The organism is Dietzia sp. UCD-THP (assembly GCF_000349585.1).
Taxonomy (GTDB): Bacteria; Actinomycetota; Actinomycetes; order Mycobacteriales; family Mycobacteriaceae; genus Dietzia; species Dietzia natronolimnaea_A.
Genome location: NZ_KB714652.1, coordinates 41,250 through 62,583, shown reverse-complemented (window position 1 = coordinate 62,583; position 21,334 = coordinate 41,250). Strand labels below are relative to the sequence as shown.

19 protein-coding genes, 1 pseudogene and 1 riboswitch are annotated in these 21,334 nt (G+C 70.9%); of the genes and pseudogenes, 11 read left to right on the top strand and 9 right to left on the bottom strand.

Going from position 1 to position 21,334, the window contains the following annotated elements; translation table 11 throughout:
* Positions 1 to 133: 133 nt before the first annotated feature.
* The 5 genes from H483_RS31550 to H483_RS31535 all read right to left on the bottom strand — a co-directional run bounded on the left by H483_RS31550 (position 134) and on the right by H483_RS31535 (position 4,681).
* Complete coding sequence (locus tag H483_RS31550) at positions 134 to 874, bottom strand: superoxide dismutase family protein (protein ID WP_017837324.1); 741 nt, start codon at positions 872 to 874, stop codon at positions 134 to 136.
* A 133-nt stretch (positions 875 to 1,007) separates the two neighbouring features.
* Positions 1,008 to 3,389: a cation-translocating P-type ATPase gene (locus H483_RS31545; protein ID WP_017837323.1), complete on the bottom strand. Its 2,382-nt coding sequence runs from the start codon at positions 3,387 to 3,389 to the stop codon at positions 1,008 to 1,010.
* 11 nt (positions 3,390 to 3,400) lie between these two features.
* Complete coding sequence (locus tag H483_RS31540) at positions 3,401 to 3,616, bottom strand: heavy-metal-associated domain-containing protein (RefSeq protein WP_017837322.1); 216 nt, start codon at positions 3,614 to 3,616, stop codon at positions 3,401 to 3,403.
* Positions 3,617 to 3,678: 62 nt separating this feature from the next.
* Complete coding sequence (locus H483_RS0119765) at positions 3,679 to 3,966, bottom strand: metal-sensitive transcriptional regulator (RefSeq protein WP_017837321.1); 288 nt, start codon at positions 3,964 to 3,966, stop codon at positions 3,679 to 3,681.
* Positions 3,967 to 4,063: 97 nt separating this feature from the next.
* Positions 4,064 to 4,681, bottom strand: coding sequence for a response regulator transcription factor (locus H483_RS31535; RefSeq protein ID WP_031264960.1), 618 nt, complete (start codon positions 4,679 to 4,681; stop codon positions 4,064 to 4,066).
* Positions 4,682 to 4,832: 151 nt separating this feature from the next.
* Between H483_RS31535 and H483_RS0119760 the strand changes: the two genes are divergently transcribed.
* The 8 genes from H483_RS0119760 to H483_RS31505 all read left to right on the top strand — a co-directional run bounded on the left by H483_RS0119760 (position 4,833) and on the right by H483_RS31505 (position 12,265).
* Entirely contained in the window at positions 4,833 to 5,108 is a 276-nt protein-coding gene (locus tag H483_RS0119760; RefSeq protein ID WP_031264959.1) for a WhiB family transcriptional regulator, read from the top strand.
* 141 nt (positions 5,109 to 5,249) lie between these two features.
* Positions 5,250 to 7,037 carry a TIGR03767 family metallophosphoesterase gene (locus tag H483_RS31530; protein WP_017837318.1) on the top strand — a complete coding sequence of 596 codons (1,788 nt, stop codon included), beginning with the start codon at positions 5,250 to 5,252 and terminating at the stop codon, positions 7,035 to 7,037.
* Between the two features lie 8 nt (positions 7,038 to 7,045).
* Entirely contained in the window at positions 7,046 to 7,387 is a 342-nt protein-coding gene (locus H483_RS31525; RefSeq protein WP_017837317.1) for a hypothetical protein, read from the top strand.
* Positions 7,384 to 8,007 (top strand): hypothetical protein, encoded by a 624-nt coding sequence (locus H483_RS31520; protein WP_152427983.1) that lies wholly within the window; start codon positions 7,384 to 7,386, stop codon positions 8,005 to 8,007. Before H483_RS31525 ends, H483_RS31520 begins: the two co-directional genes overlap by 4 nt.
* A 137-nt stretch (positions 8,008 to 8,144) precedes the next feature.
* A complete protein-coding gene (locus tag H483_RS31515; RefSeq protein ID WP_017837315.1) occupies positions 8,145 to 9,437 on the top strand; it encodes a lipase family protein in 1,293 nt (430 codons plus the stop codon).
* Between the two features lie 172 nt (positions 9,438 to 9,609).
* Entirely contained in the window at positions 9,610 to 10,119 is a 510-nt protein-coding gene (locus H483_RS0119755; protein ID WP_017837314.1) for a MarR family winged helix-turn-helix transcriptional regulator, read from the top strand.
* Positions 10,116 to 11,537 (top strand): MFS transporter, encoded by a 1,422-nt coding sequence (locus H483_RS31510; protein WP_017837313.1) that lies wholly within the window; start codon positions 10,116 to 10,118, stop codon positions 11,535 to 11,537. The genes H483_RS0119755 and H483_RS31510 overlap by 4 nt, the downstream gene beginning before the upstream one ends.
* 20 nt (positions 11,538 to 11,557) lie before the next feature.
* Positions 11,558 to 12,265, top strand: coding sequence for a lysoplasmalogenase family protein (locus H483_RS31505; protein WP_042329904.1), 708 nt, complete (start codon positions 11,558 to 11,560; stop codon positions 12,263 to 12,265).
* A 226-nt stretch (positions 12,266 to 12,491) separates the two neighbouring features.
* Here the strand turns inward: H483_RS31505 and H483_RS31500 are convergent, their stop codons facing one another.
* Together H483_RS31500 and H483_RS31495 are read right to left on the bottom strand one after the other, a co-directional pair.
* Positions 12,492 to 13,853, bottom strand: a complete 1,362-nt coding sequence (locus H483_RS31500; protein ID WP_152427982.1) for an alpha/beta hydrolase domain-containing protein — start codon at positions 13,851 to 13,853, stop codon at positions 12,492 to 12,494.
* 235 nt (positions 13,854 to 14,088) lie between these two features.
* On the bottom strand, positions 14,089 to 14,589 hold the full coding sequence (locus H483_RS31495; protein WP_031264954.1) for a hypothetical protein: 501 nt from the start codon (positions 14,587 to 14,589) through the stop codon (positions 14,089 to 14,091).
* A gap of 150 nt (positions 14,590 to 14,739) precedes the next feature.
* Between H483_RS31495 and H483_RS31490 the strand changes: the two are divergent.
* The 3 genes and pseudogenes from H483_RS31490 (at position 14,740) to H483_RS31480 (ending at position 18,802) form a co-directional block, all read left to right on the top strand.
* Positions 14,740 to 15,564, top strand: a pseudogene (locus tag H483_RS31490) (acyl-CoA thioesterase).
* Positions 15,565 to 15,593: 29 nt separating this feature from the next.
* The gene (locus tag H483_RS31485; protein ID WP_017837307.1) at positions 15,594 to 17,228 is read left to right on the top strand and encodes an acyl-CoA dehydrogenase family protein; all 1,635 of its coding nucleotides are present in this window, start codon (positions 15,594 to 15,596) and stop codon (positions 17,226 to 17,228) included.
* A 203-nt stretch (positions 17,229 to 17,431) separates the two neighbouring features.
* Complete coding sequence (locus tag H483_RS31480) at positions 17,432 to 18,802, top strand: cytochrome P450 (RefSeq protein ID WP_017837306.1); 1,371 nt, start codon at positions 17,432 to 17,434, stop codon at positions 18,800 to 18,802.
* Positions 18,803 to 18,953: 151 nt separating this feature from the next.
* Here the strand turns inward: H483_RS31480 and H483_RS31475 are convergent, their stop codons facing one another.
* Both H483_RS31475 and H483_RS31470 read right to left on the bottom strand, forming a co-directional pair.
* On the bottom strand, positions 18,954 to 20,588 hold the full coding sequence (locus H483_RS31475) for a long-chain fatty acid--CoA ligase (protein WP_017837305.1): 1,635 nt from the start codon (positions 20,586 to 20,588) through the stop codon (positions 18,954 to 18,956).
* A 65-nt stretch (positions 20,589 to 20,653) separates the two neighbouring features.
* Positions 20,654 to 21,067 carry a carboxymuconolactone decarboxylase family protein gene (locus H483_RS31470; protein WP_042329903.1) on the bottom strand — a complete coding sequence of 138 codons (414 nt, stop codon included), beginning with the start codon at positions 21,065 to 21,067 and terminating at the stop codon, positions 20,654 to 20,656.
* Between the two features lie 163 nt (positions 21,068 to 21,230).
* A riboswitch (cobalamin riboswitch) is annotated at positions 21,231 to 21,291 on the top strand.
* Positions 21,292 to 21,334: the final 43 nt, after the last annotated feature.

Genomic DNA, 21,334 nt, shown 5'->3' with positions numbered 1-21,334 from the left:
GTTCCCTCCCGACGTGAGGCGGGCCGCGGTGGCGCGCGCCTGCTCGCGGCGGACGCTACCAGAGCATGCCGCCTGATCGGGGGCTTTTCGGACACGTGACCGGACAGATGTCCGGTCACGTGTCCGCGGACCGTCAGCCGATGACGACGCCGCAGGCGATCCGGCTGCCTCCGTCCCCTGCCATGAGCGTGTCCTCGTCGGGCCCCTCCGGCGCGTAACGCTCCGGGATGTGCGCGAGGTTGTCCGGGTCCTCGTGGATCATCACGGCCGTGCCGTCGTCGTCCAGCAGCAACTCGCGGTCCAACCGGTCGGTCAGGGTGGTGATGCGCGCGGTCCCGTCGCCTGCGACGTACAGCGGGGGAAGATCGCCGGCGTGGTCGGGATGGCTGGCCTCGTCGTCCGGTCCGACCAGGTGTCCACCGGCCGAGAGGAACGCCCCTCGCTCCTCGGGGTCGTTGGGATTAACACTGTCCGGCTCGCACAGTCCGGTCGTGTGGATGTGCAGGCCGTGGAAGCCGGGCTCCAGCCCGGCGGCCTCGACGGTGACCAGGGTCCCGACGTCGACCTCGACGAACTCCACCGTGCCGAGCGACCCGCCCTCGGGGTCCACGAGGTCGGCGGTCGCGAAGGCCTGGCCGCCCTGCTGCTCATCCCCGCCTCCCGCATCGGCGGTGGTGGCGGCGGTGTCCTGCGGGCTGGCGGCCCCCTCGTCGGCGGGCGACTCCTCCCCTGTCCCGCACGAGGCGGCCAGGACGGCGGCGGCGGCAAGCGCGACGAACGCGCCGCCCCGGCGGGCTTGTCGGAGAGTGGGGACGGTCTGGTGGGGAGAAATCTGGTGGGCGGCGGTCTGCCCAGGGCGGGTCTGCGTGGTCATCCGGTGGACCTCCTTGTCGGCGTCGTGAATGTCGGCGTCGTGGCCGTCACCGTACCCAGGCTCGACACGGTTGCAACCGTGCCTCCGCGCGTCGACCCGCGCCGGATTCGGCGGGGCGGGACGCCGCCATGTGTCAGGCGGCGGCCCGGAATCGCCGGAGCCGCAGACTGTTGGCCACCACGAACACCGAGGAGAACGCCATCGCCGCGCCCGCGATCATCGGGTTGAGCATCCCGGCCGCGGCCAGGGGCAGCGCCGCCACGTTGTACGCGAACGCCCAGAACAGGTTGCCCTTGATGGTCCGCAGGGTGCTGCGGGACAGTCGGATCGCGTCCGCCGCCGCGCGCAGGTCCCCGCGCACCAGGGTGAGGTCGGAGGCCTCGATCGCCGCGTCGGTGCCCGTCCCGATCGCCAGACCCAGGTCGGCCGTGGCGAGCGCGGCCGCGTCGTTGACACCGTCGCCGACCATGGCCACGACCCGGCCCTGCGCCTGCAGCTTTCGGATCACGTCCACCTTCTCCGCTGGCAGCACCTCGGCGATGACGGTCTCGGAGTTCTCGGCGTCCGGACCGGGATCGATTCCCACCTGCCGGGCCACCGTCTCGGCGACCACGGCGTTGTCGCCGGTCAACAGGATGGGGGTGAGCCCCAGGCCGCGGAACCTCTCCACGGCCTCGGCGGAGGAGTCCTTGACCTGATCGGCGACCACGAGCACCCCGCGGGCACTACCGCCCCAGCCCACGGCGACCGCGGTGTGACCGCGACCCGAGGCCTCGTCGACCGCCCGCTCGAGCTCGGCCGGTAGCGGCATGTCCTGCTCGGCGAGTAGCGCCGGACGGCCCACCACGACCACCTCGTCGTCGTCCTCACGGTGGCCACCTGCGCTGCCGCCCGCACCGGGCGCGACCGACCCCGACACCCCAAGCCCCTCGGTGTTACGGAACCCCGCCACCGTCGGCAGGTCACCGACCCGCTCGCGGGCGCCGGCGGCGATGGCCCGGGCGATCGGGTGCTCGGAGGCGTCCTCCACCGCGCCGGCGTAGCGCAGCACCCGGGTCTCGTCCTCGCCGTCCGCGGCGGTGACCGAGACGAGCGCGGGCGTGCCCGAGGTGACGGTGCCGGTCTTGTCCAGCACGATCGTGTCGACCCGGCGGGTGGACTCCAGGACCTCGGGGCCCTTGATGAGGATGCCAAGTTGAGCGCCGCGACCGGTCCCCACCATCAGTGCCATGGGCGTGGCCAGGCCCAGAGCACACGGGCAGGCGATGATGAGCACCGCGACCGCGGCCGTGAACGCCATGGAGGTGCCGGATCCGGTGGTCAGCCAGAACGCGAACGTCGCCGCCGCGAGCAGCAGCACGGCGGGGACGAAGACGCCGGAGATGCGGTCGGCCAGGCGTTGCGCGGCGGCCTTGCCGGACTGGGCGTCGGTGACCATCTGCGCCATCTGCGCGAGCTGGGTGTCCGAACCCACCCGGGTGGCCCGGACGATGAGCCGCCCGCTGGTGTTGACGGTTCCGCCCACCACGGCGTCACCGACGGAGACCTCGGTCGGCACGGACTCCCCGGTGACCATGGCGGTGTCGACCGCGGAGGTGCCGTCGACGATCCGGCCGTCGGTGGCGATCTTCTCACCAGGGCGCACGACGAACTCGTCGTCCACCTGCAGGTGTTCCACGGGGATCCGGGTCTCGACGCCGTCGCGCACGACCGCCACGTCCTTGGCGCCGAGCTCGAGCAACGACCGCAGGGCCGCTCCCGCCGTGCGCTTGGACCTGGCCTCGATGTAGCGGCCCAACAGCACGAAGGTGGTGACCCCGGCGGCGGCCTCGAGGTAGATGTCGCCCGCGCCGTCGCTGGGAGAGAGCGAGAACTCGAACCCGTGGGTCATCCCCGGCATGCCGGCGTGGCCGAAGAACAGCGCGTACAGCGACCACAGCAACGCGGCGGACGTGCCGATCGACACCAGCGTGTCCATGGTGAACGAGCCGTGCCGGATGTTGATCGCCGCGGCGCGGTGGAACGGCCACCCGCCCCACACCACGACGGGCGCGGCGAGCGTCAGCGAGAGCCACTGCCAGTTGGTGAACTGCAGCGCGGGGATCATGGCCATGGCGATCACGGGCACGGACAGCACCGCGGAGACGATCACACGGTGGCGCAGACTCTCGACGCGATCAGGCGCCGCGGAGTCGTCGGTGGCGTCGCCCGCATGTCCCGTGGCGGCGGCGCCGTCGGCGACGTGGGCGCCCGGGGCGGCGGCGGGCGTGCGCGGCTGCGGCAACCTCGCCGTGTACCCCGCCTGTTCGACGGTGTCCAGAAGGAGCTGCGTCTCCACGCCGGGGGCGTACCCGACTCGCGCCTTCTCCGTGGCGTAGTTGACCTGGGCGGTCACCCCGTCGAGTTTGTTGAGCTTGCGCTCGATCCGGTTGGCGCACGAGGCGCAGGTCATGCCCTCGATCCGGAGGTCGACGACAGCGGTCGCCGGTCCGCTGGAGATCTCGGTGTCGGTCATGTCCGGTCAGCTCATTCCGCGTCGTGGAGGGTGTACCCGGCCTCGTCCACGGCCGCGCGGACGAGCGCGGGGTCGACCGGGTCGGGAGCGACGACGACGAGGCGGCCCGACTCCAGGTCGACGTCGACCTCGATCACGCCGGGGATCTCCGAGACCTCCTCCTTGACGGAGGCGACGCAGTGTCCGCAGGTCATCCCGGAGACGGTGAAGGTCGCGGTGGTGGTCATGTGAGTTCTCCTCGGATTGTGGATAGTCGGCGGCGCGCAGGAGCGGACCGTGCGTGTGTGTCTCAGGACTTGACCAGACGAGCGATGGCCGCGTTGGCCTCGGCGAGCTTGGCCTGCGCCTCCGGGCCACCGTGCTCGATCGCGCCTGCGACGCAGTGGCCGAGGTGCTCCTCGAGCAGGTTGAGCGACAGCGACTGCAGCGCCCGGGTCATGGCGGAGACCTGCGTGAGGATGTCGATGCAGTACTTGTCCTCCTCGACCATCTTCTGCAGGCCGCGGGCCTGGCCCTCGATGCGGCGCAACCGCTTGAGGTGGTCGTCCTTGTTCGCGGTGTACCCGTGCTCGGCCATGGTCGATACGGTACCCCCCTAGGGTACCCACGGCAAGGCCTGAGGCGACCCGGCGTACGACAACCGGCTACCGGATTCCGGTTACCGGGACAGGCCGCTACCGGTCAGGTTTCAAGCCGTGGTCGATTCCCCAGGCGACCGCCTGGGCGCGTGTGTTGACGCCCATCTTCCGGTACGCGGCACGGATGTAGGTCTTGACCGTGTTCGGCGACAGGTAGCACCTGTCGCCGATCTCCTGATTCGACAGGCCCTGCACGATCAGCCCCACCATCTCGGCCTCACGGGCCGAGAGGCCGGCATCCTTGGCGGGCCAGACGTTGGCGCCTGTGGCGGTGTGCCCCGGCCCCACCATCGTCACGATGCTTCCCGCCGCGATCTCCTCGATCCCACGCACCAGGTCCGCCGCGGGGAGAGCCTTGGACAGGAAGCCGTTCGCCCCCAACGCCAGGCTGTCGTCGACCGCGGCCTGGTCCGAGGCGAAGGAGTAGACCGCGACCGCGCGGATCGACGGGTCCTCACGCAGCGCGGCAAGACGCGCGTGCTTGCCCACCGGTGCGGCGAAGGTGTCGTACAGGGCCACGTCCACCGCCATCGCGCCCTTGGACACCGAGTGCTTCTCCACGACCTCGATGCGATCGGAGTACTCCGAGAGGATCGCGTTCACCCCGGCGACGACGACGAGGTAGTCGTTGACCACAGTCACCCTGACCGGCATGGACAGACAATAGCAACGAACCCCCCGGACCACCCGATACCGCTATCCCACCCCTGAGGGTGTGGTCGGCCCGCTTGCGTACAGCGGATGATGGACCGTTCTTCCGCGAACGGACCACGGACCGTCGCCGAACCGAAAGTGGGATGATCATGTGGCTGAGGCAGCCTTCACTGCGCTAGAAGAACGATGGCACTGGGCCGATCACGGGAACTGCGTGGGCCACCAGGACCTGTTCTACAACGACGACCACGACCTCAAGGGCACGAGGCGCAAGAACGAGGAACGCGCCAAGCAACTGTGCTCGACGTGCCCGGTACTCGACCGGTGCCGCACCTACGCCATCGAGGAGCGAGAACTCTACGGCGTCTGGGGCGGCATGACCGAGATGGAACGACATACCTTGGCGGGCCGACTGCGCACCGGCTGACCTGCGTCTGGGCCATGACGGAGCCGCGGTGACCGACGGTCGCGTTGGCGCACAACGGGTTCCGGACGATGATCGCGCACCCCGTTCCCTCCCGCCGATTCCGGGGATACTCTTCTGCTACCCGAGGCCGGAGGAGAGTCGATGCCCGGTTTGTCACGTCGACAGTTCCTGAGCCGCGTCAGCGCACTGGCCGCGGTGTGGGGGATGGCACCGGCCGCGCTGGGCGGTCGACTCGCTGCGGCTCAGAATCTTCCCGAGGTGCCGCGGTCGACACTGTCGGGAACTATTCTCCGCAGAGAGGGCGCCGCCCGCTCCTACCGCACTCTGGCCGCGGGCCCCGGCGAGGCCTATCTGCCTCGGCTGGACATTCTGCGTGCGTCCGCGTCTCCGGCACGAGCGGGCACCCGCCGTTCGCTCCTTTACCTCGGCCACCTGTCCGACATGCACGTCATCGACGCTCAGTCCCCGTGCCGCATCGAGCCGATGATCGTCCAGGATCACGCCACGTGGGGATCGGCGTTCCATCCCCAGGATCCGCTCACCGTGCACGTGACCGCGGCGATGGTCAAGTCGTTCGCCGACAACTCGATCAGCCCCGTGACCGGGGCGCCACTCGGAGCGGCGATCGTCACCGGAGACAGCGCGGACATGCATTCTCACCTCGAACTGCGGTGGTACATCGACGTCCTCGACGGGGTACCGGTGACCCCGAACAGCGGGTCCCCGACCCTGTTCGAGGGCGTGCAGGCCTGGCAGGACGCCCAGTGGGCGTACCGACCGGAGGACCCCTCGGGCGGCGCGTTCGGCGACTACGGGTTTCCCCGGCTGCCGGACCTGTTGTCCCAGGCCATGTCACGCCCCGTCGAGTCGGTGGGCCTGCCGGTGCCGTGGTATTCCGTGTACGGCAATCACGACACGCTCCTGCTGGGCACCTTCGGTCTGTCCCCCCAGCTCCGTTCCCTCGCGGTCGGTTCGCAGAAGTCCCACACGCTGGGCGCCACCGCGTCGTCGGCGCTCAGTGGATACGCCGCGACCGCGAGTCCGTTGCAGCGGCTCGGTGACGCGTTGGGTGTCCGGTCGGGCACCAGACCGGGATTCCGTGGGGTCACCGCGGATCCGCGGCGGTACCTGTTCGAGCAACGCGAGTTCATGGCCGAGCACTTCGACACCACGGAGACACCCGGCCCCGTCGGGCACGGATTCACCCAGCACAACCTCGACTCCGGGGAGACGTGGTGGACCGCGGACCTGACGCCCCACGTGCGCGTGTTCGGCCTCGACACCTGTAACGCCGTCGCGGGTGCCGACGGGGCGGTGCCGGGCGACCAGTTCGAGTGGCTCAGGGGCCACCTGGATCGCGCGCAGTCAGAGCAGAAACTCGTCCTCATCCTGACCCACCACAACAGCATGACCCTGGAGAACCGGGCGCGGCGACCGGGGTCGACGGCCACCCTCCACGGCGCCGACGAGTTCGTCGACCTGCTGCTGGCATACCCGGTGGTGATCGGCTGGCTCAACGGGCACACCCACCAGAATCAGATCCTCGCCCACCGCGGACGCGACAGCGGCTTCTGGGAGATCACGACCGCCTCCTGCATCGACTTCCCCCAGCAACAGCAGACCGTCGAGATCGTCGACAACCGGGACGGGACGCTGTCCCTGTTCACGACCGTTCTCGATCACGCGTCGCCCGTCACCCCGGGCTCCTCGGGCGGCTACCTGGACCTCGCATCGCAGAGCAGGGAACTGGCCGCCAACGACTGGGCCGAGAACCCCCTGATGAGACGCGGCTCGGCTCTCGACCGCAACACCGAACTCCTGCTGCCCGCCCCGTTCGACCTGGACGCGATCACGGATGCCTCACTGGAGGAGCAGCGCCTGCGTGAGCGCGCTCGACTCGTCGCCTACGAGCAGCGAGCGCAGCGATGAGGCGCCGGATGAGACGTGCGACGGGGGGAGCGATCTTCGCACTCGCACTGGCCGGATGCTCGCAGATCGACGCGCTCGCGCCGGTGGGGGGAGCCGAGATCGCGGACCTTCGATACGCGACGAACGAGGTCCTGCTCGAGCAGGGGGTCGAGATCCTCGTCGCGCCGGTGTGCGAGGGCCACGGGGCAACGCTGAGATGCGTGGGGGAGACCGTCGGCAACGAGACCATCACGGCGACGCTGACCTCCCAGGACGGCACGACATTCGACCTCGAGGTCGGGGAGAACCTCCTCTACTCCGGCTCTGTCCAAGCGGTTCTCGACCGCAACGGCACGGTGGGTGCACGATGAGCGGTGGGCGCACGATGAGCCGCTGGCGCACGACGGCCGGCACCTGGCGGGGCTGGGCCCGGGGTGCGACTGTGACGCTCCCGGTCGTGATGGTCAATGCACTCGTCCAGGCCCTGCTGACGGTCGGCGATCCGACCCCCGAGGCCGGGTGGGGATTCGCTCTCCGCGTGACGGTCTCGGGTCTGGCGATGATCGTCGCACTCTGGCTGGTCGTCGGCGCGGCTGCTGCCGCGGTCCGCCCCGACGAGGGGTTCTCCGCGCCTCCGGTGCGGCTCCTGGCGGGTTCCGCGCTGGCGGTCCTGCTCGGAGTCCTCGCCGGAGTCCTCTCACCGATACTGCCGATCGTCATCGCGTCCGCGGCGCTGCCCGTGCTGTCGGCGCTGGCCGCGACGCCGAGGGGGGCCGCCCGTCGCACTATCGCGCACTCCCCCGGCCGCGCCGCCCTCGCCTTTCTCGGGACCGTGCTGGTGCTCCTCGTCAACTGGATCGTGGCGCTGGTGCTCGGATTCTTCGTCACCGGGCCGATTTCGGCCGCGCTCACGTGGGTGGTCTTCGGATTGAGCGCGACGCTTCTCGCCGCCTGGTGGGCCACGTTGCATCGCCGGGCCGCGGGCGCCTGATCGGGGGGCCCTCCCCCCTCCCGGCGGCGGCGCTCTACACTCCGTTCGTCAGTGATACTCGCCACACCAAGTCCGGGGGGACCGTGCTACTTCGTCGAACCGCGATGTGCGCTACCGCACTCGCCAGCGCTCTCGCGATGACCATCGGGGGTGGGGCCGTGGCCGCGCCCGTCGCCTCGGCCCAGGGCTCGTCCAACGATCCTGCTCCCGCGTTCTACCAGCCGCCGGCCCAGTTGCCCGCCGGCGCGGGCGCGCTCATCAAGACCGAGGCGTTCCCGCTCGCCGGTGCCCTCCCGCCGATTCCCGGGGCGGAGTTCGTCTCCGACGGTGCCGGGCCGATCTCGACCGACGCCCAGCGGATCATGTACACCTCCGTCGGGTCGAGAGACCAGCAGATCGCGGTGACCGGGACCTACCTCCAGCCCCGCGCCCCGTGGGCGGGCCCAGGACCGCGGCCGCTCGCGGTGCTCGCACCGGGGACCCAGGGGATGGCCGACCACTGCGCGCCGTCGAAGACCTTCCAGAATCTGGCCAACGTCCGCACGGACCCGCCCGGTGTCGGTTTCGGCTACGAGCTCATCCAGGCCTACGCGTTCCTGGCCCGCGGTTACGCGGTCGCGATGACCGACCTCGAGGGCCTGGGCACACCCGGCCTGCACTCGTACGTCAACCGCGAGGCCTCGGCCCGCGCGGTGCTGGACCTCGCCCGGACCGCCCCGCAGATCCCGGGTGCGGACATCGGCCCCTCGCCGCGCACCGTGTTCTCCGGTTACTCGCAGGGCGGCGGCGCGGTGGCGGCAGCGGCCGAACTGCACCCGCAGTACGCGCCCGAGGTGAACCTGGTGGGTACCGCGGCGGGCTCCCCGCCCGCAGACCTCCTGGCCACACTCGAGCAGGCCGACGGGTCGGCGATCGCCGGGGTGATCGGGTACGCGCTCAACGGTCTGGTCGACGCCTATCCGGAGATGGGTCCACTGCTGGACCGCTATCTCAACGACGAGGGTCGGGGGATGCTCGCCGCCACCTCGCAGCAGTGCATCGGCGAGACCGCCATCCAGTTTTTCCACCAGCACACCAACCGCTACACGACGTCCGGCCAGTCGGCCGGCGAGATCGCCAGGCAGGATCCGGCAATCATGAGCTACCTGGAGCGCGAGCGGATCGGTCGCGTGGTGCCCAGCACGCCGGTGCGGATCCTGTCCCCGGTGAACGACGACATCGTGCCCGGCCACCAATCGCTGCAGCTCGGCCGCGACTGGTGTGCGCAGGGGGCCGCGGTCGAGATGGTCATCGACCGCACCCCGCCGGTGGCCACCGGGCTGGTGATCAACCATGCGGTGCCGATGCTCACCGGCCTCGGCGGGACGGTACAGTACCTGGCCGACCGGATCGACGGGGTACCGGCGCCGGCCAACTGCGGGACGTACTGAGCGGCGACCCCGCGCCCCCGCTGCACCATCCTGCATCGCCAAGAGCGTTCCGAACACGTCCGCCGAGAGGCAGGTGTTCGGGACGCTCTTGGCGTTGAACCGCCGCGCGCCAGCGGAGGCGACGGACCGGTCCCGCAAGTAGATTGCGCAAGCAACTTGTACAATCGCTCGGATGACCGACCAGACCGACCCCGCGGCCAGCTCAGACCCGGCCGGTTCAGACCCGAGCAGCGCCGCGCCCACCGACCCGGCCGCGCCCGTCGACCCGACAGCCCTGGCCGCCGACCTGCGCGAGGCGCTGCGCCCGCTGTGGCGGCGTCTCGGCGAGCACCGGACGCTGTCGATGGGAAAGGTCGGGATCCTGGCCCGCCTCGACCGCCACGGCGCCCTCACCGCGACCGACCTCGCCGCGCACGAGCGGATCAGTCACCAGGCCGTGGCGGGCGCGGTCCGCGAACTCGAGGAGATGGGGTTGGTCTCCCGCCGCCCCGATCCCGCCGACGGCCGACGGGTCCTGATCTCCCTCACCGGGACCGGCCGCACACGCCTGGACGGGGAGCGCTCGGCCGGACAGGAGTGGCTGATCCACGCGGTCACCGACGAGCTCAGCGAGACCGAGCGCGCCACCCTGGCCGCAGCTGTGCCCCTGCTCGGCAGGCTGGACGCCGAGGGCACGAGGTGACCTCGACCGACCGCGCTCCCGCACCCCGCTGGTTCCTCCAGGCCCTGGTCTACGCCGGGCTCACCAGCGCGATCGTCAGTTCCCTGGGCATGCTGCTCGTGCCGTCGGTGGCAGGCGAGTTCGGCATCACCGTCAGCGCCGCGCAGTGGATGCTCACCGTGAATCTGCTGGTGGGCGCCGTGGCCACCCCGATCATGGGTCGCCTGGCGGACGGCCCTCACACCCGGCGGTTGCTCCTGGTGTCGCTGGCGGTGATCTTCACCGGATCGGTTATCGCCACCGTGGCCACGCATTTCACGATCTTCCTGATCGGCCGGGCACTGCAGGGCCTGCTCTACGGCACCGTCCCGGTCACCATCGCCCTGGCCCGCCGACACCTGAGCTACTCCGAATCCCAGCCGGCCATCTCCACCCTGTCGGTCACGGTCTCCGTGGGGATGGGTCTGGGCTACCCGCTCACCGGCCTGCTGGCCGCGGGGTTCGGCCACCGGTCCGCGTTCGCCTTCGCCGCGCTGTTCGTGGCCACCGCGGCGGCCGGGGTGTGGCGCTTCGTCCCCGCCGGGCCCGATCCACTCGCCCCGCGGACGCCCCTCGACCTGCCCGGAGCCGTTCTGCTGGGCGTCGGCCTGGCCACCCTGCTGCTGTGGATCTCCGAGGCCCAGGGCTGGGGCTGGACCTCACCGCGCGCCCTGGGGGCCCTCGCGGTGGCCGTGGCCGCCCTGACCGCGTGGGGCGGGCACAGTGTGCGGACACGGCACCCGCTGATCAACCTGCGGGTGGTGCGCCGTCCCGAGGTGCTACTGGCCAACGCGACCGCGATCGGGCTGGGCACCGCCCTGTACATCGGCCTGTCGATCGCGAGCCTGGTGGCCCAGGCCCCCACCGATACCGGCTTCGGCCTCGCTGTCCCGCTCATGTGGGCGGGCTTCATGATGGCGCCGCTGTCCGTCGGCAGCTTCCTGGCCAATCGCGTGGTCCGGTCGCTCTCCCGCCGAGTCGACATGGCGGCCTTCCTGCCGATCGGTGCGGCGGTGATGACGGCGGCGTCGCTGCTGCTGTGGTCAGCGCACGGCAACTTCCTCACGCTCGCCCTCGGGATGTTCTTGTTCGGCGCAGGGATCGGTTCGGGGTACGCCGCCATGCCCGCGCTGATCGCCAGGAGCGTGGCCGTGGACCAACTCGGCAGTGCCGTGAGCTTCAACCAGGTCCTGCGCACGGTCGGCGGCGCGGTGGGTGCCGCACTGTCCGCCGCCGTGCTCGCCGCGCACCCGTCCGAGTCGACCTACTCCACCGACGAGGGCATCACCATGGCGTTCGGCGTGGGCGTGCTGTGCTGCGCCGCGGTGATGGTGGCGTTGACGGGGCACGCCGTCGCGCGACGACGACGAGGTGGCGCATCCCCCGGCGCGCGGCGGTGACCGACGATAGCGTCGTGGGAATGCGCGTACTGAGCTGGGCCCCCGTCACCGTGGTCACGGCCGTCCACCTGATCGCGCTGCTGACCGGTTCCGACGCGGTGGCAGCGTGGTCGCAGGTGTTACTCATGCCCGCGCTGGCGGTGGTGCTGCTCGTGTCGCCGCCCGGCGACCGCGGTCCCGCCTGGCCCTGGGCACTGGCCGCCTTGGCTGCCAGCTGGGTCGGGGACTCGCTGCCCAAGGTGATGCCGGAGGACGCGCAGTTCCTGGCGATGATCGGCGGGTTCGCCGTGGCCCAGGTGCTGTGGATCGTCGCGTTCACCCGCGTGGACCGGGGCCGGTCGCCGTTCGCGTGGACGCTGCTGCTCGTCGTGGTGGCGGCAGCGCTGCTGGCGGTGACGGTTCCGGAGGCCGGGATGCTCGCCCCGGCAGTGGTGGTATACGGGCTGCTGCTGCTCGCCGTGGCGTGGCTGGCGTCGAGCCACGGCTGGGTCGGCGCGCTCGGCGGCGCCCTGTTCGTCCTGTCCGACGGCCTCATCGCGCTGGGCGCCTTCCGGCCGGACCTCGTCGACTGGGCGGGCCGCGACCTCGTGGTGATGGCCACCTATGTGGGCGCCCAGGCGCTGTTCGTGGCGGTCATCCTGCTCACGCGATCACCCGAACTCACCTGGGGCCGGGCACCCCGCCGCGGCACACGTGTCCGCTCACCTCGCGGCCGGCATCCGCGCTAGCGCCCGCGCGGTCTGCCTGCCCCCGCTCGGGGCCATGCACTCCGGCCCGCGCAGTGGTGCACGCGGGCGTTCATCGACAGGGGCGGGCGGGCAGGCGCGGGAGCGGATGCCGAGGAAGTAGCGAGCGGTCGGGCAGACGCGGGAGCGGATGCAGGGGCAGCGCCGGGATGACGCCTCACCAGGTGAGACGCTCCAGTCGGGCGTCCGCCAGGACCTCCTCGCGGTCCTAGGGCAGGAGGAATCCCTCGGCGATGAGCCGGTCCGTGGCCGCGCGATAGGCCGCCAGGTACTGCTCACGACCCGACTGCCCTCCCCTTGCCTGCGCTCCCCTTGCCTGCGCTCCCCCTGCCTGCCCGCCGCCCGGCCACCGCTCCCGCAGCACCTGCTCGGGGAGCTCCACGGTCCGCCCAAGGAGCATGCACAGCGGCTGCGCCTCGGGATGCGGCACACCGGTGAGCTGCTCGACCGGGGCCTCCACGACGGGGGTCCGCACGCCACCCCGGCCATTGCCCATCTCGTCGGTGACGACTTCGTCGTCACCGATCTCCACCGGCGGCGCGGCCGGCGGGCGCGCACCACCGGCGACCCAGGACACCAGGTGCCTCAGGGCGGCGCGGAGGACGAACACCTGCTGCCCGCTGTTGACCGGGCCGTGGCAGTCGACGAACTGCGCGAACTCACCCAGCTGGTAGAGGTCCGCGTGCGCCTGGCCGGCGATCTCCCAGGTCACCACGAACTCCGAATCGGGCTGGCGGGCGGGCAGGGAGGCGATCCGGCCGATCAGGTCGCCCTCCGCCTGCACCACCATCACCGGCGCACCGACGTCCTCGCGGAGCGACGCCGGGCCGCGACTCAGGGCGGCGACGATGTCGCTCCCGCGGCCCCGGTCGTCGAAAGGCAGGTACCCGGCTCCGCGACTGTGGAGCAGGAACGCGTCGAACACCCCGACCCGTGGGTGGACGCCGTTGACGTAGGAGGTCAGCGCGAACGCCGACTGCGACTCGCCCACCGCGATCACCGACCGCGCGCGAAGGCCCGCGAGCGGCCCGACCCCGTCCGGCTCGCGCACGTAGCGTCCCACCTGCGTGACGATGTCGTAGGCGTACGCGTCGCCGGGGTGGTGCAGGTCCCCGTAGCGTTCGGGCCGCTGGGACCGGAGCCCCGTGGTCTGGCCACCGAGGCCCACCGCCGCGTCCCCGCCCTCGACCGCGATGAACTGGGCCGACACCCCGACCCAGGCGTGACCCGCCCGGAGGATCTCGTCCGCGAGGTAGGTGTAGTCCGGCGCGGCGTCCTGCCCACCACTGACGTTGAGCCACTCCACCAGGACCACGCCGCTGAACGCCTCCGGCTCCGGCCGCCGCACCAGGACGCGGGTCGCGAAGGGCGCGGACTCCGCCTCGGTGAGCTCAAAGCGCCCGTCGCCCGGTGTCGCCACAGGATCGTAGGAGACGGCCTCTCCGCTGCACGCCCACTCCGACTCGGTGAACCCGGCCGCCGCCAGGTCCGGGGCCGCACGGCCCGACATCGGCGGGACGGGCCTGCCCCCCGTCAACTCTACGAATGTGGCTCGCCGGGATCGGTGCATGGACCGATTGTGCCCGTTGGCGTCGCCCGGGCGACCCCCTTTCGGGCCGGGGAAGCCCGGTACCCGACGGACCCGAGCTCTTCCGCGGCTTCTGCACCCGTGTGCCCGAGACGGCCGGCGGGATGTCAGGGCGCCCCGTCGGCTACGGCGCCGGGGGCCGCGACCGTCGCCGCGACCGTCGTCGCTGACCCCGCGGTCGCCGTCGAGGTATCGGCGGCAGCCCCCGTCGCCCTAATCAGAGGGTCATCCCGGGCGGCAGCGAACCGACCGGGGTCGCGTCCCCCGCGCCGGCGAACGGGTTCCAGACGTAGACCGTGGATTCGTAGACGGACGCCGCAGTCGGTTGACCCGCCACCGGCTCCTGCTGCACGCGCAACTCCACGTGGAAGTCGCTGTGCTGACCGAGCAGGACGCGCGGCGTGGTGCCGGGCTGCGTCGCGACCTGCTCGCCTCGGTGGAAGAGCACGACACGGGTGGGCGACGAGGCCGTCCCGCCCGCGGTCTCCAGGAACAGGTAGCCGAGTTCACCGCACAGGTTTCCGCTCTGCCCGACCGTCCACCCGACACCGTCGAACGGCCCGGGGGTCTGAGAGGCGATCCGCTGCACGTCCACCGAACACCCGGCGGGCGGCGGCATGAGGGAGTCGGTGTTGACCGCGGAGGCAGCGGGCGCCCAGGACGCGAGCAGGCCGGCGGTCAGGGCCGCGGCGGTGAGTGTTCTGACGGTTCCGGGCATCGGGATCGCCTCTCCGATCGAGCCCACCGAGTGGTGACTTGGATCACACTATAGGACCACCGTGAGTTGTGGCCGGGCGCTCCCCGACCCCTCGGTACGGTGGGACCACCCGGCGGCGCACCCCTCACGCCGCCCGATGAGGAGAGCGCCGTGACCGGTCAGAACACCCCTGGACACCCTCTGGACCGGGCCGTCGCTCTCGAACGCGGCGGTGAGAACCTGGTCCGGGGCCGGACCGTCGACGAGTGGGCCAACATGGTCGGGCCGTTCGGCGGGACGACCGCGGCGACGATGCTGCAGGCGATCCTGCAGCACCCGGAGCGGCACGGTGACCCGCTGGCTCTGACGCTGAACTACGCGGGCCCGGTCGCCGAGGGGGAGTTCGAGATCGACGTGCTGCCGACCCGCACCAACCGCTCCAACCAGCACTGATGGCTCGAGATGCGCCAGGGCGATCACGTGGTCACCACCGCCACGGCGATCACCGCGCTGCGCCGCGAGACGTGGTCGGAGACCGAGGTCGGCCCACCCGAGGTCCCGGCACCCGAGGGCATTCCCTCTGCCGCGGCGGACCGCGGGGTCAGGTGGGTGGACAACTACGACATGCGGTTCGTGACGGGGGCGTGGCAGTCGGTCGAGGACGGGGAGACGAGCCCGGATTCGACGACGACGATGTGGATCCGCGACTCCCCACTCCGCCCTCTCGACCACGTCGCGCTCACCGCGATGTGTGATTCGTTCTTCCCCAGGTCGTTCCTCCGACTCGGCCGGCCGATCCCCGCGGGGACGGTCACCCTGACGATCCACTACCTGGCCACCACGGACGAGATCGCGGCCCAGGGCACGGACTTCATCCTGGGCAGCGTCCACGCCCACCGGTTCCACGGCAACTACCACGATGAATCGGCGAGACTGTGGAGCCGCGAAGGCACCCTGCTCGCCACCAGCCACCAACTCATGTACTTCAAGTCCTGAACACCACGGACCGGAGGAGGGCCCAGCTCATGTCGACCAGCCGACACCACACGACCCACGAGGTCCTCAACCAGGCGCCGCCGCGCGTGGACGTGGACGAGTTCGCCCTCAACACCGCCCTCCGCGAGGCCGTGGAGGTCTTCGCCCCCGGTGCGGGCACCGATCTCTTCCACGAGATCGGCCGACACGTGGGAACCGAGCAGTACCAGCACGACGCGGAGCTGGCCAACACCCTGCCTCCGGTGCAGCACGCCCACGACCGGTGGGGCAACCGGGTGGACGAGATCGAGTTCCACCCCTCGTACCACCGGATCATGGAGTACTCGGTGTCCCGAGGGCTCCACACCTCGGCGTGGGCCGACCCCGGACCGGGCGCGAACGTCGAGCGGGCGGCGGGGTTCATGCTGGTCTCGCAGATCGAGGCCGGCCACGGGTGCCCGCTGTCCATGACTCACGCCGTGGTGCCGTCCCTCCGGCTCAACCCCGGGCTGGCCGCGGAATGGGAACCGGCGCTCCTGTCCACCGTCTACGACCCCGAGCTGCGGGATCCGGCAACCAAGTCGGGGGTCCTGTTCGGCATGGCGATGACCGAGAAGCAGGGCGGCTCGGACGTCCGGGCCAACACCACCACGGCCACCCCTATGGGCGACGGCCTCCACATGCTGCGCGGCCACAAGTGGTTCTGCTCGGCCCCGCAGTCGGACGCCTTCCTGGTGCTGGCGCAGGCTCCGGAGGGCCTGAGCTGCTTCCTCGTCCCCCGCGTCCTCCCGGGCGGCGAGCGCAACCCCTTCCTGGTCCAGCGCCTCAAGGACAAGCTCGGCAACAAGTCCAACGCCTCGTCCGAGGTGGAGTTCGACGGCACGCTGGGCTGGATGGTCGGCGAACCCGGCCGCGGGGTGCGCACGATCATCGAGATGGTCGGGCGCACCCGCCTGGACTGCGTTCTGGGGTCGACCGCGGGCATGCGTCAGGGCGTGGCCGAGGCCGCATGGCACGCCCGACACCGGGCCGCGTTCGGCGCGACCCTGGTGGACCAGCCGGCCATGGCCGCCGTCCTGGCGGACCTCCAGCTCGAGGCGGAGGCCGCCACCTGGACGGCGACCCGCCTGGCCGCGGCGTATGACGACGACGAATCCGCCGCGTACCGGCGGCTGGCCACCGCGGTCGCCAAGTACTGGACGTGCAAGCGCGGACCCCACCACGCCTACGAATCGCTGGAATGCCTGGGCGGCAACGGCTACACCGAGGCGTTCCCGCTGGCCCGCCGCTACCGCGAGCAGCCGGTGCTGGCGGTGTGGGAGGGCTCGGGCAACGTCATCGCGCTCGATGTCCTGCGCGCGATGGCCCGCGAGCCGGAGTCGGTGGCCGCCTTCGATGCCGAGTTGGCCGCCCAGACCGGGCACCACGAGTTGTTCGACCGGCACATCGAGCGTGTCCGCGGGCTGATCGGGCGGGCGGCGTCCGATCCCGCCGCGGCGCCCGCGATCGCACGGCGACTCGTCGAGGCCATGGCCCTGGGCCAGCAGGGCGCAGTCCTGCTCGCCCACGCCCCGGCACCGGTCGCCGAGGCGTTCTGCCTGGCCAGGCTCGGCGATGATCGCTCGGCCGAGTACGGCGCGCTTCCCGACGGGGTGGATGTGGCGGCACTGGTCGCCCGCGCCTGATCACGGGACCGGGCACCACCGCGCGGCACCCGGAAGCCGCGCGGCGCCCGTTGCCCGGCACCAGTCCCCCGCTCCCTGGTAGCCGCGCCGATCTCGCTGTCCGGCACCGCCGTTCGGAGAAACGACACCGCCAGTTTCGCTATTCAGCTGACAACTGTGTGAAGGTGGTCACAGACTGGAGGGACCCGACAAAGAGGTGCAGTATGTCAATCGATGGCGATCCGCGCGATCCGGTCTACCGGCCGGGCCCGGCCCCCCTCCGCTCCCACCTGCCGATCCTGGGCAGGACGCTCGAGTACGTCGAGAACCCACTGGCGACCATGGCCCGTCGGTACCGCGACCACGGGCCGGTCTCGGAACTGAACTTCCTCGGGTCCACGTGGACCGCGCTCATCGGCCCCGACGCGTGCCAGATCGCCCTGCAGAACGCCGACAAGGCGTTCGCCAACGGGCCCGGGTGGGGCTATCTCGTGGGCCCGTTCTTCGACCGCGGGTTGATGCTGCTGGATTTCGCCGAGCACCACCACTATCGCCACCTGATGCAGGAGGCGTTCACCCGCCCCCGACTCGAGGGGTACGCCCGGACCCTGGCCCCACTGGTCGAGCGGGGGATCTCGAGCTGGACACCCGGCCGGGCGTTCGAGATCTACCCCGCCCTCAAGTCGCACACCCTCGACCTTGCCACCGAGGTGTTCATGGGCGGGACCGAGTACGCCGAGCCCGGGGAGATCGAGCGCGTCAACACCGCCTTCGTCGACTGCGTGCAGGCCGCCAACGGGTACATTCGCTCGACCGCGCCAGTGCCGTTCACCAAGTGGGGTCGCGCGACCCGTGGCCGGCGCCTGCTGGAGGAGTTCCTCCGGCGGCACCTGCCCGCCCGTCGCGCCAACCCCGGCGAGGACCTGTTCTCGGCCCTGTGTCAGGTGGCCGACGCCTCCGGCGGGATCGACGACGACGACATCATCAACCAGATGATCTTCCTTCTGATGGCCGCGCACGACACTACGACCAGCACGGTCACCTCGATGGTCTACGAACTCGGTCGGGACCGTGAATGGCAGGAGCGCTGCCGGCGGCAGTGTCTGGAACTGGGCTCATCCCCGACGCTCGCCGAGATCGAGGGGCTGTCCGACCTGGACCTGGTGATGAAGGAGACGCTGCGGTTGCACCCGCCGGTCCCGGTGCTGGCCCGGCGGGCCGTCAAGGACACCGAGGTTCTCGGTGTGCGGATCCCGGAGGGCCGGCTCGTCTCGGTGATGCCGCTCCTGTCGCACCACATGCCCGAGTACTGGACGGACCCGGAGCTCTTCGATCCCGAGCGGTTCGGAGAGGGCCGGCGCGAGGACAAGTCCCACCGCTACGCCTGGGAGCCGTTCGGCGGCGGGGTGCACAAGTGCCTCGGCATGATCTTCGCCAACCTGGAGTCCAAGCTCGTCCTCAGCGCGCTGCTCCGGCACTTCGAGTGGTCGGTACCGCTGGAGTACGTCCCGCCCATGAAGAACGACTCGCTGCCCTTCCCCGGTGACGGGCTGCCGGTGTCCCTGCGGCCCCTCGCGACGGCCCGCGCCGGCTGAGCCGACCCAGCCGACTGGCCTCCCGCCCGCGCCTGCCGCCCGCCACTCAGCCGACGAGAAGAGCGTTCCGCGCACCTGATCTCGGGCGATGTGCGCGGAACGCTCTTGACGACGGGGGGCGGCCCGCGTTGGTGGGGCGGCCCGCCCGGGGCTACTGCTCCAGGGCGTTGACCACGGTGAGCTCGCCGTCGGAGTGCGAGACGCGGATGCGCTTCTTGTCGAGTTTGCCGACGGAGGTCTTGGGGATCTCGTCGACGAACGCGAACTTCTCCGGCACCTGCCACTTGGCCATCCGGCTCTCGAGGTGCGAGCGCAGATCCTCGACGTCGGGGTCGGCCACCCCCTCCTTGACCACGATAGTGGCCAGCGGACGCTCGTCCCACTTGGGGTCGGGGATACCGATCACGGCCGCCTCGGCCACGGCCGGGTGCTCGAGGAGGTAGTTCTCCACCTCGACGGAGGAGATCCACTCACCGCCGGACTTGATGATGTCCTTGGCTCGGTCCGTGAGCTGAAGGAACGCCTCGGGACGGACGTAACCGACGTCGCCGGTGCGGAGCCAGCCGTCGTCGAAGGAGTCCGAGCTGTCGACCTTGTAGTAGCTGCCCGTGATCCAAGGTCCACGCACCTGGAGTTCACCGACGGACTCGCCGTCCCAGGGCAGTTCCTGGCCGGCGTCATCGACGATCCGTGCCTTGACCCCCGCGATGAACCGGCCCTGCGTGGTGCGCAGTTCGAACTGCTTGTCCTCCGGCAGGTCCGCCTTCGGCCGCGACAGGGTGCCGATGGGCGAGGTCTCCGTCATGCCCCACGCGTGGATGATGTCGATCCCGTAGTTCTCCTTGAACTTGCGGATCAGAGCGGGCGGGCAGGAGCTGCCGCCCACCACCACGGCACGGAAGCTCGACATGTCGATGGGGTGATCGACCGAGTAGGCGTCGACGGCCTGCCAGATCGTGGGGACGGCGGCGGCCAGAGTCGGCCGCTCGGAGGCGATCATCGCGGCCAGCGGCTCCGGCTGGAGGAAGCGCTCGGGCATGAGCAGCGACGCGCCCACCAGGAACGCCGCGTACGGCAGGCCCCATGACATCGCGTGGAACATGGGGACGATCGCCAGCACGTTGTCGTCGAGCGAGATGTCCATCCCGTCGGACATGCACACCTGCATCGAGTGCAGGTAGATCGACCGGTGCGAGTAGACGACCCCCTTCGGGTCACCCGTGGTGCCCGAGGTGTAACACATCGCGGCGCCGGAGTTCTCGTCGACCTCGGGCCACTCGAACTCGGTGGGCTGGGCCGCCAGGAGCGCCTCGTAGTCGTGCACCTGCACGCCCTCGGGTGCCTCGAGGTTCGCCGCGCCGCCACCGGTGACGATCACGTGCTCGACCGTCGAGAACCGCGGCAGCAGGGGCTGCAGGAGCGGGATCAGGCTGGGGTCGACGATCACGACCTTGTCCTCGGCGTGGTTGGCCACGAACTCGAGCTGATCCGGGAACAGCCGGATGTTCAGGGGGTGGAGCACCGCGCCCATCGAGGGGATGGCCAGGTACGCCTCCATGTGCTCGGAGTTGTTCCACTGGAAGGTCGCGACACGCTGGTCGGCGTCGATCCCCAGTGATCGCAGGGCGTGGGCCAGCTGCGCGGCGCGCCGGCCCAGCTCCCCGAACGAGATCTTGCGGGGGCCCTGATCGGTCCAGGTGGTGATGACCGCGTCCGAGTGGACGGTCGCGCCGAACGTCAGGATGGTGCTGATGTTCAGCTGTTCCGGCTGCATGGTGCTGCGCATGCGAGGGGCTCCTGTTCAGGGGTGTCGGGTATCAGGGGTGTCAGGGGTCACTTCTGGACGCGACCCTACCTGTCGTCCAGCGCGTCGAAGACCTCCTGGACCGTCTTCATGGCCGAGAGGGCCGCCGGCGCGCCGCAGTATCCCGAGGCGTGGATGACGGCCTCGGTGATCTCTTCGCGGGTGAGGCCGTTGGTCAACCCTCCGCGCACGTGGCCGGCCAACTCGGCGTTCGCCCGCAATGCCACGAGCATGCCGATGTTCAACAGGCTCCGGTCCCGCCGTCCCAGTCCCGGACGGGACCAGATGTTGCCCCACACGTTCTCGGTGACCACGTGCTGGATGGCCTCGGACGCGGTGCCCTCGGCCCGGTCCATCGCGCGGTCCACGAAGTCGTCGCTCATCACCTCACGTCGGGTCGCGAAGCCCCGGGCCCGCAGATCCTCGGCCGTAGGCCCCTCGCCTGAACCTGTCGTCGTCATCTGGTGGTCCTTCCCGTCGGTGCGTGGTTGCCGCTGTGTGATTGCCGCTGTGTGACACCCGGCGTGCCCGGGCGCGGTCACAGCCCATCCTGCCGTCGCCCCGGTGGTCCGCTACCCTCGGAGGGTCCGGCTCCCTGCCGGACACCCGTGGTACCCGGCGGAAGTCGGTGTGAGTCCGACGCTGTCCGCGCAACTGTGATCCCGCTCCGGGCGGGCGAGCCAGGTCGGCCGGGGCCGCGACACCGTACGAACTGACCTCGCACGAAG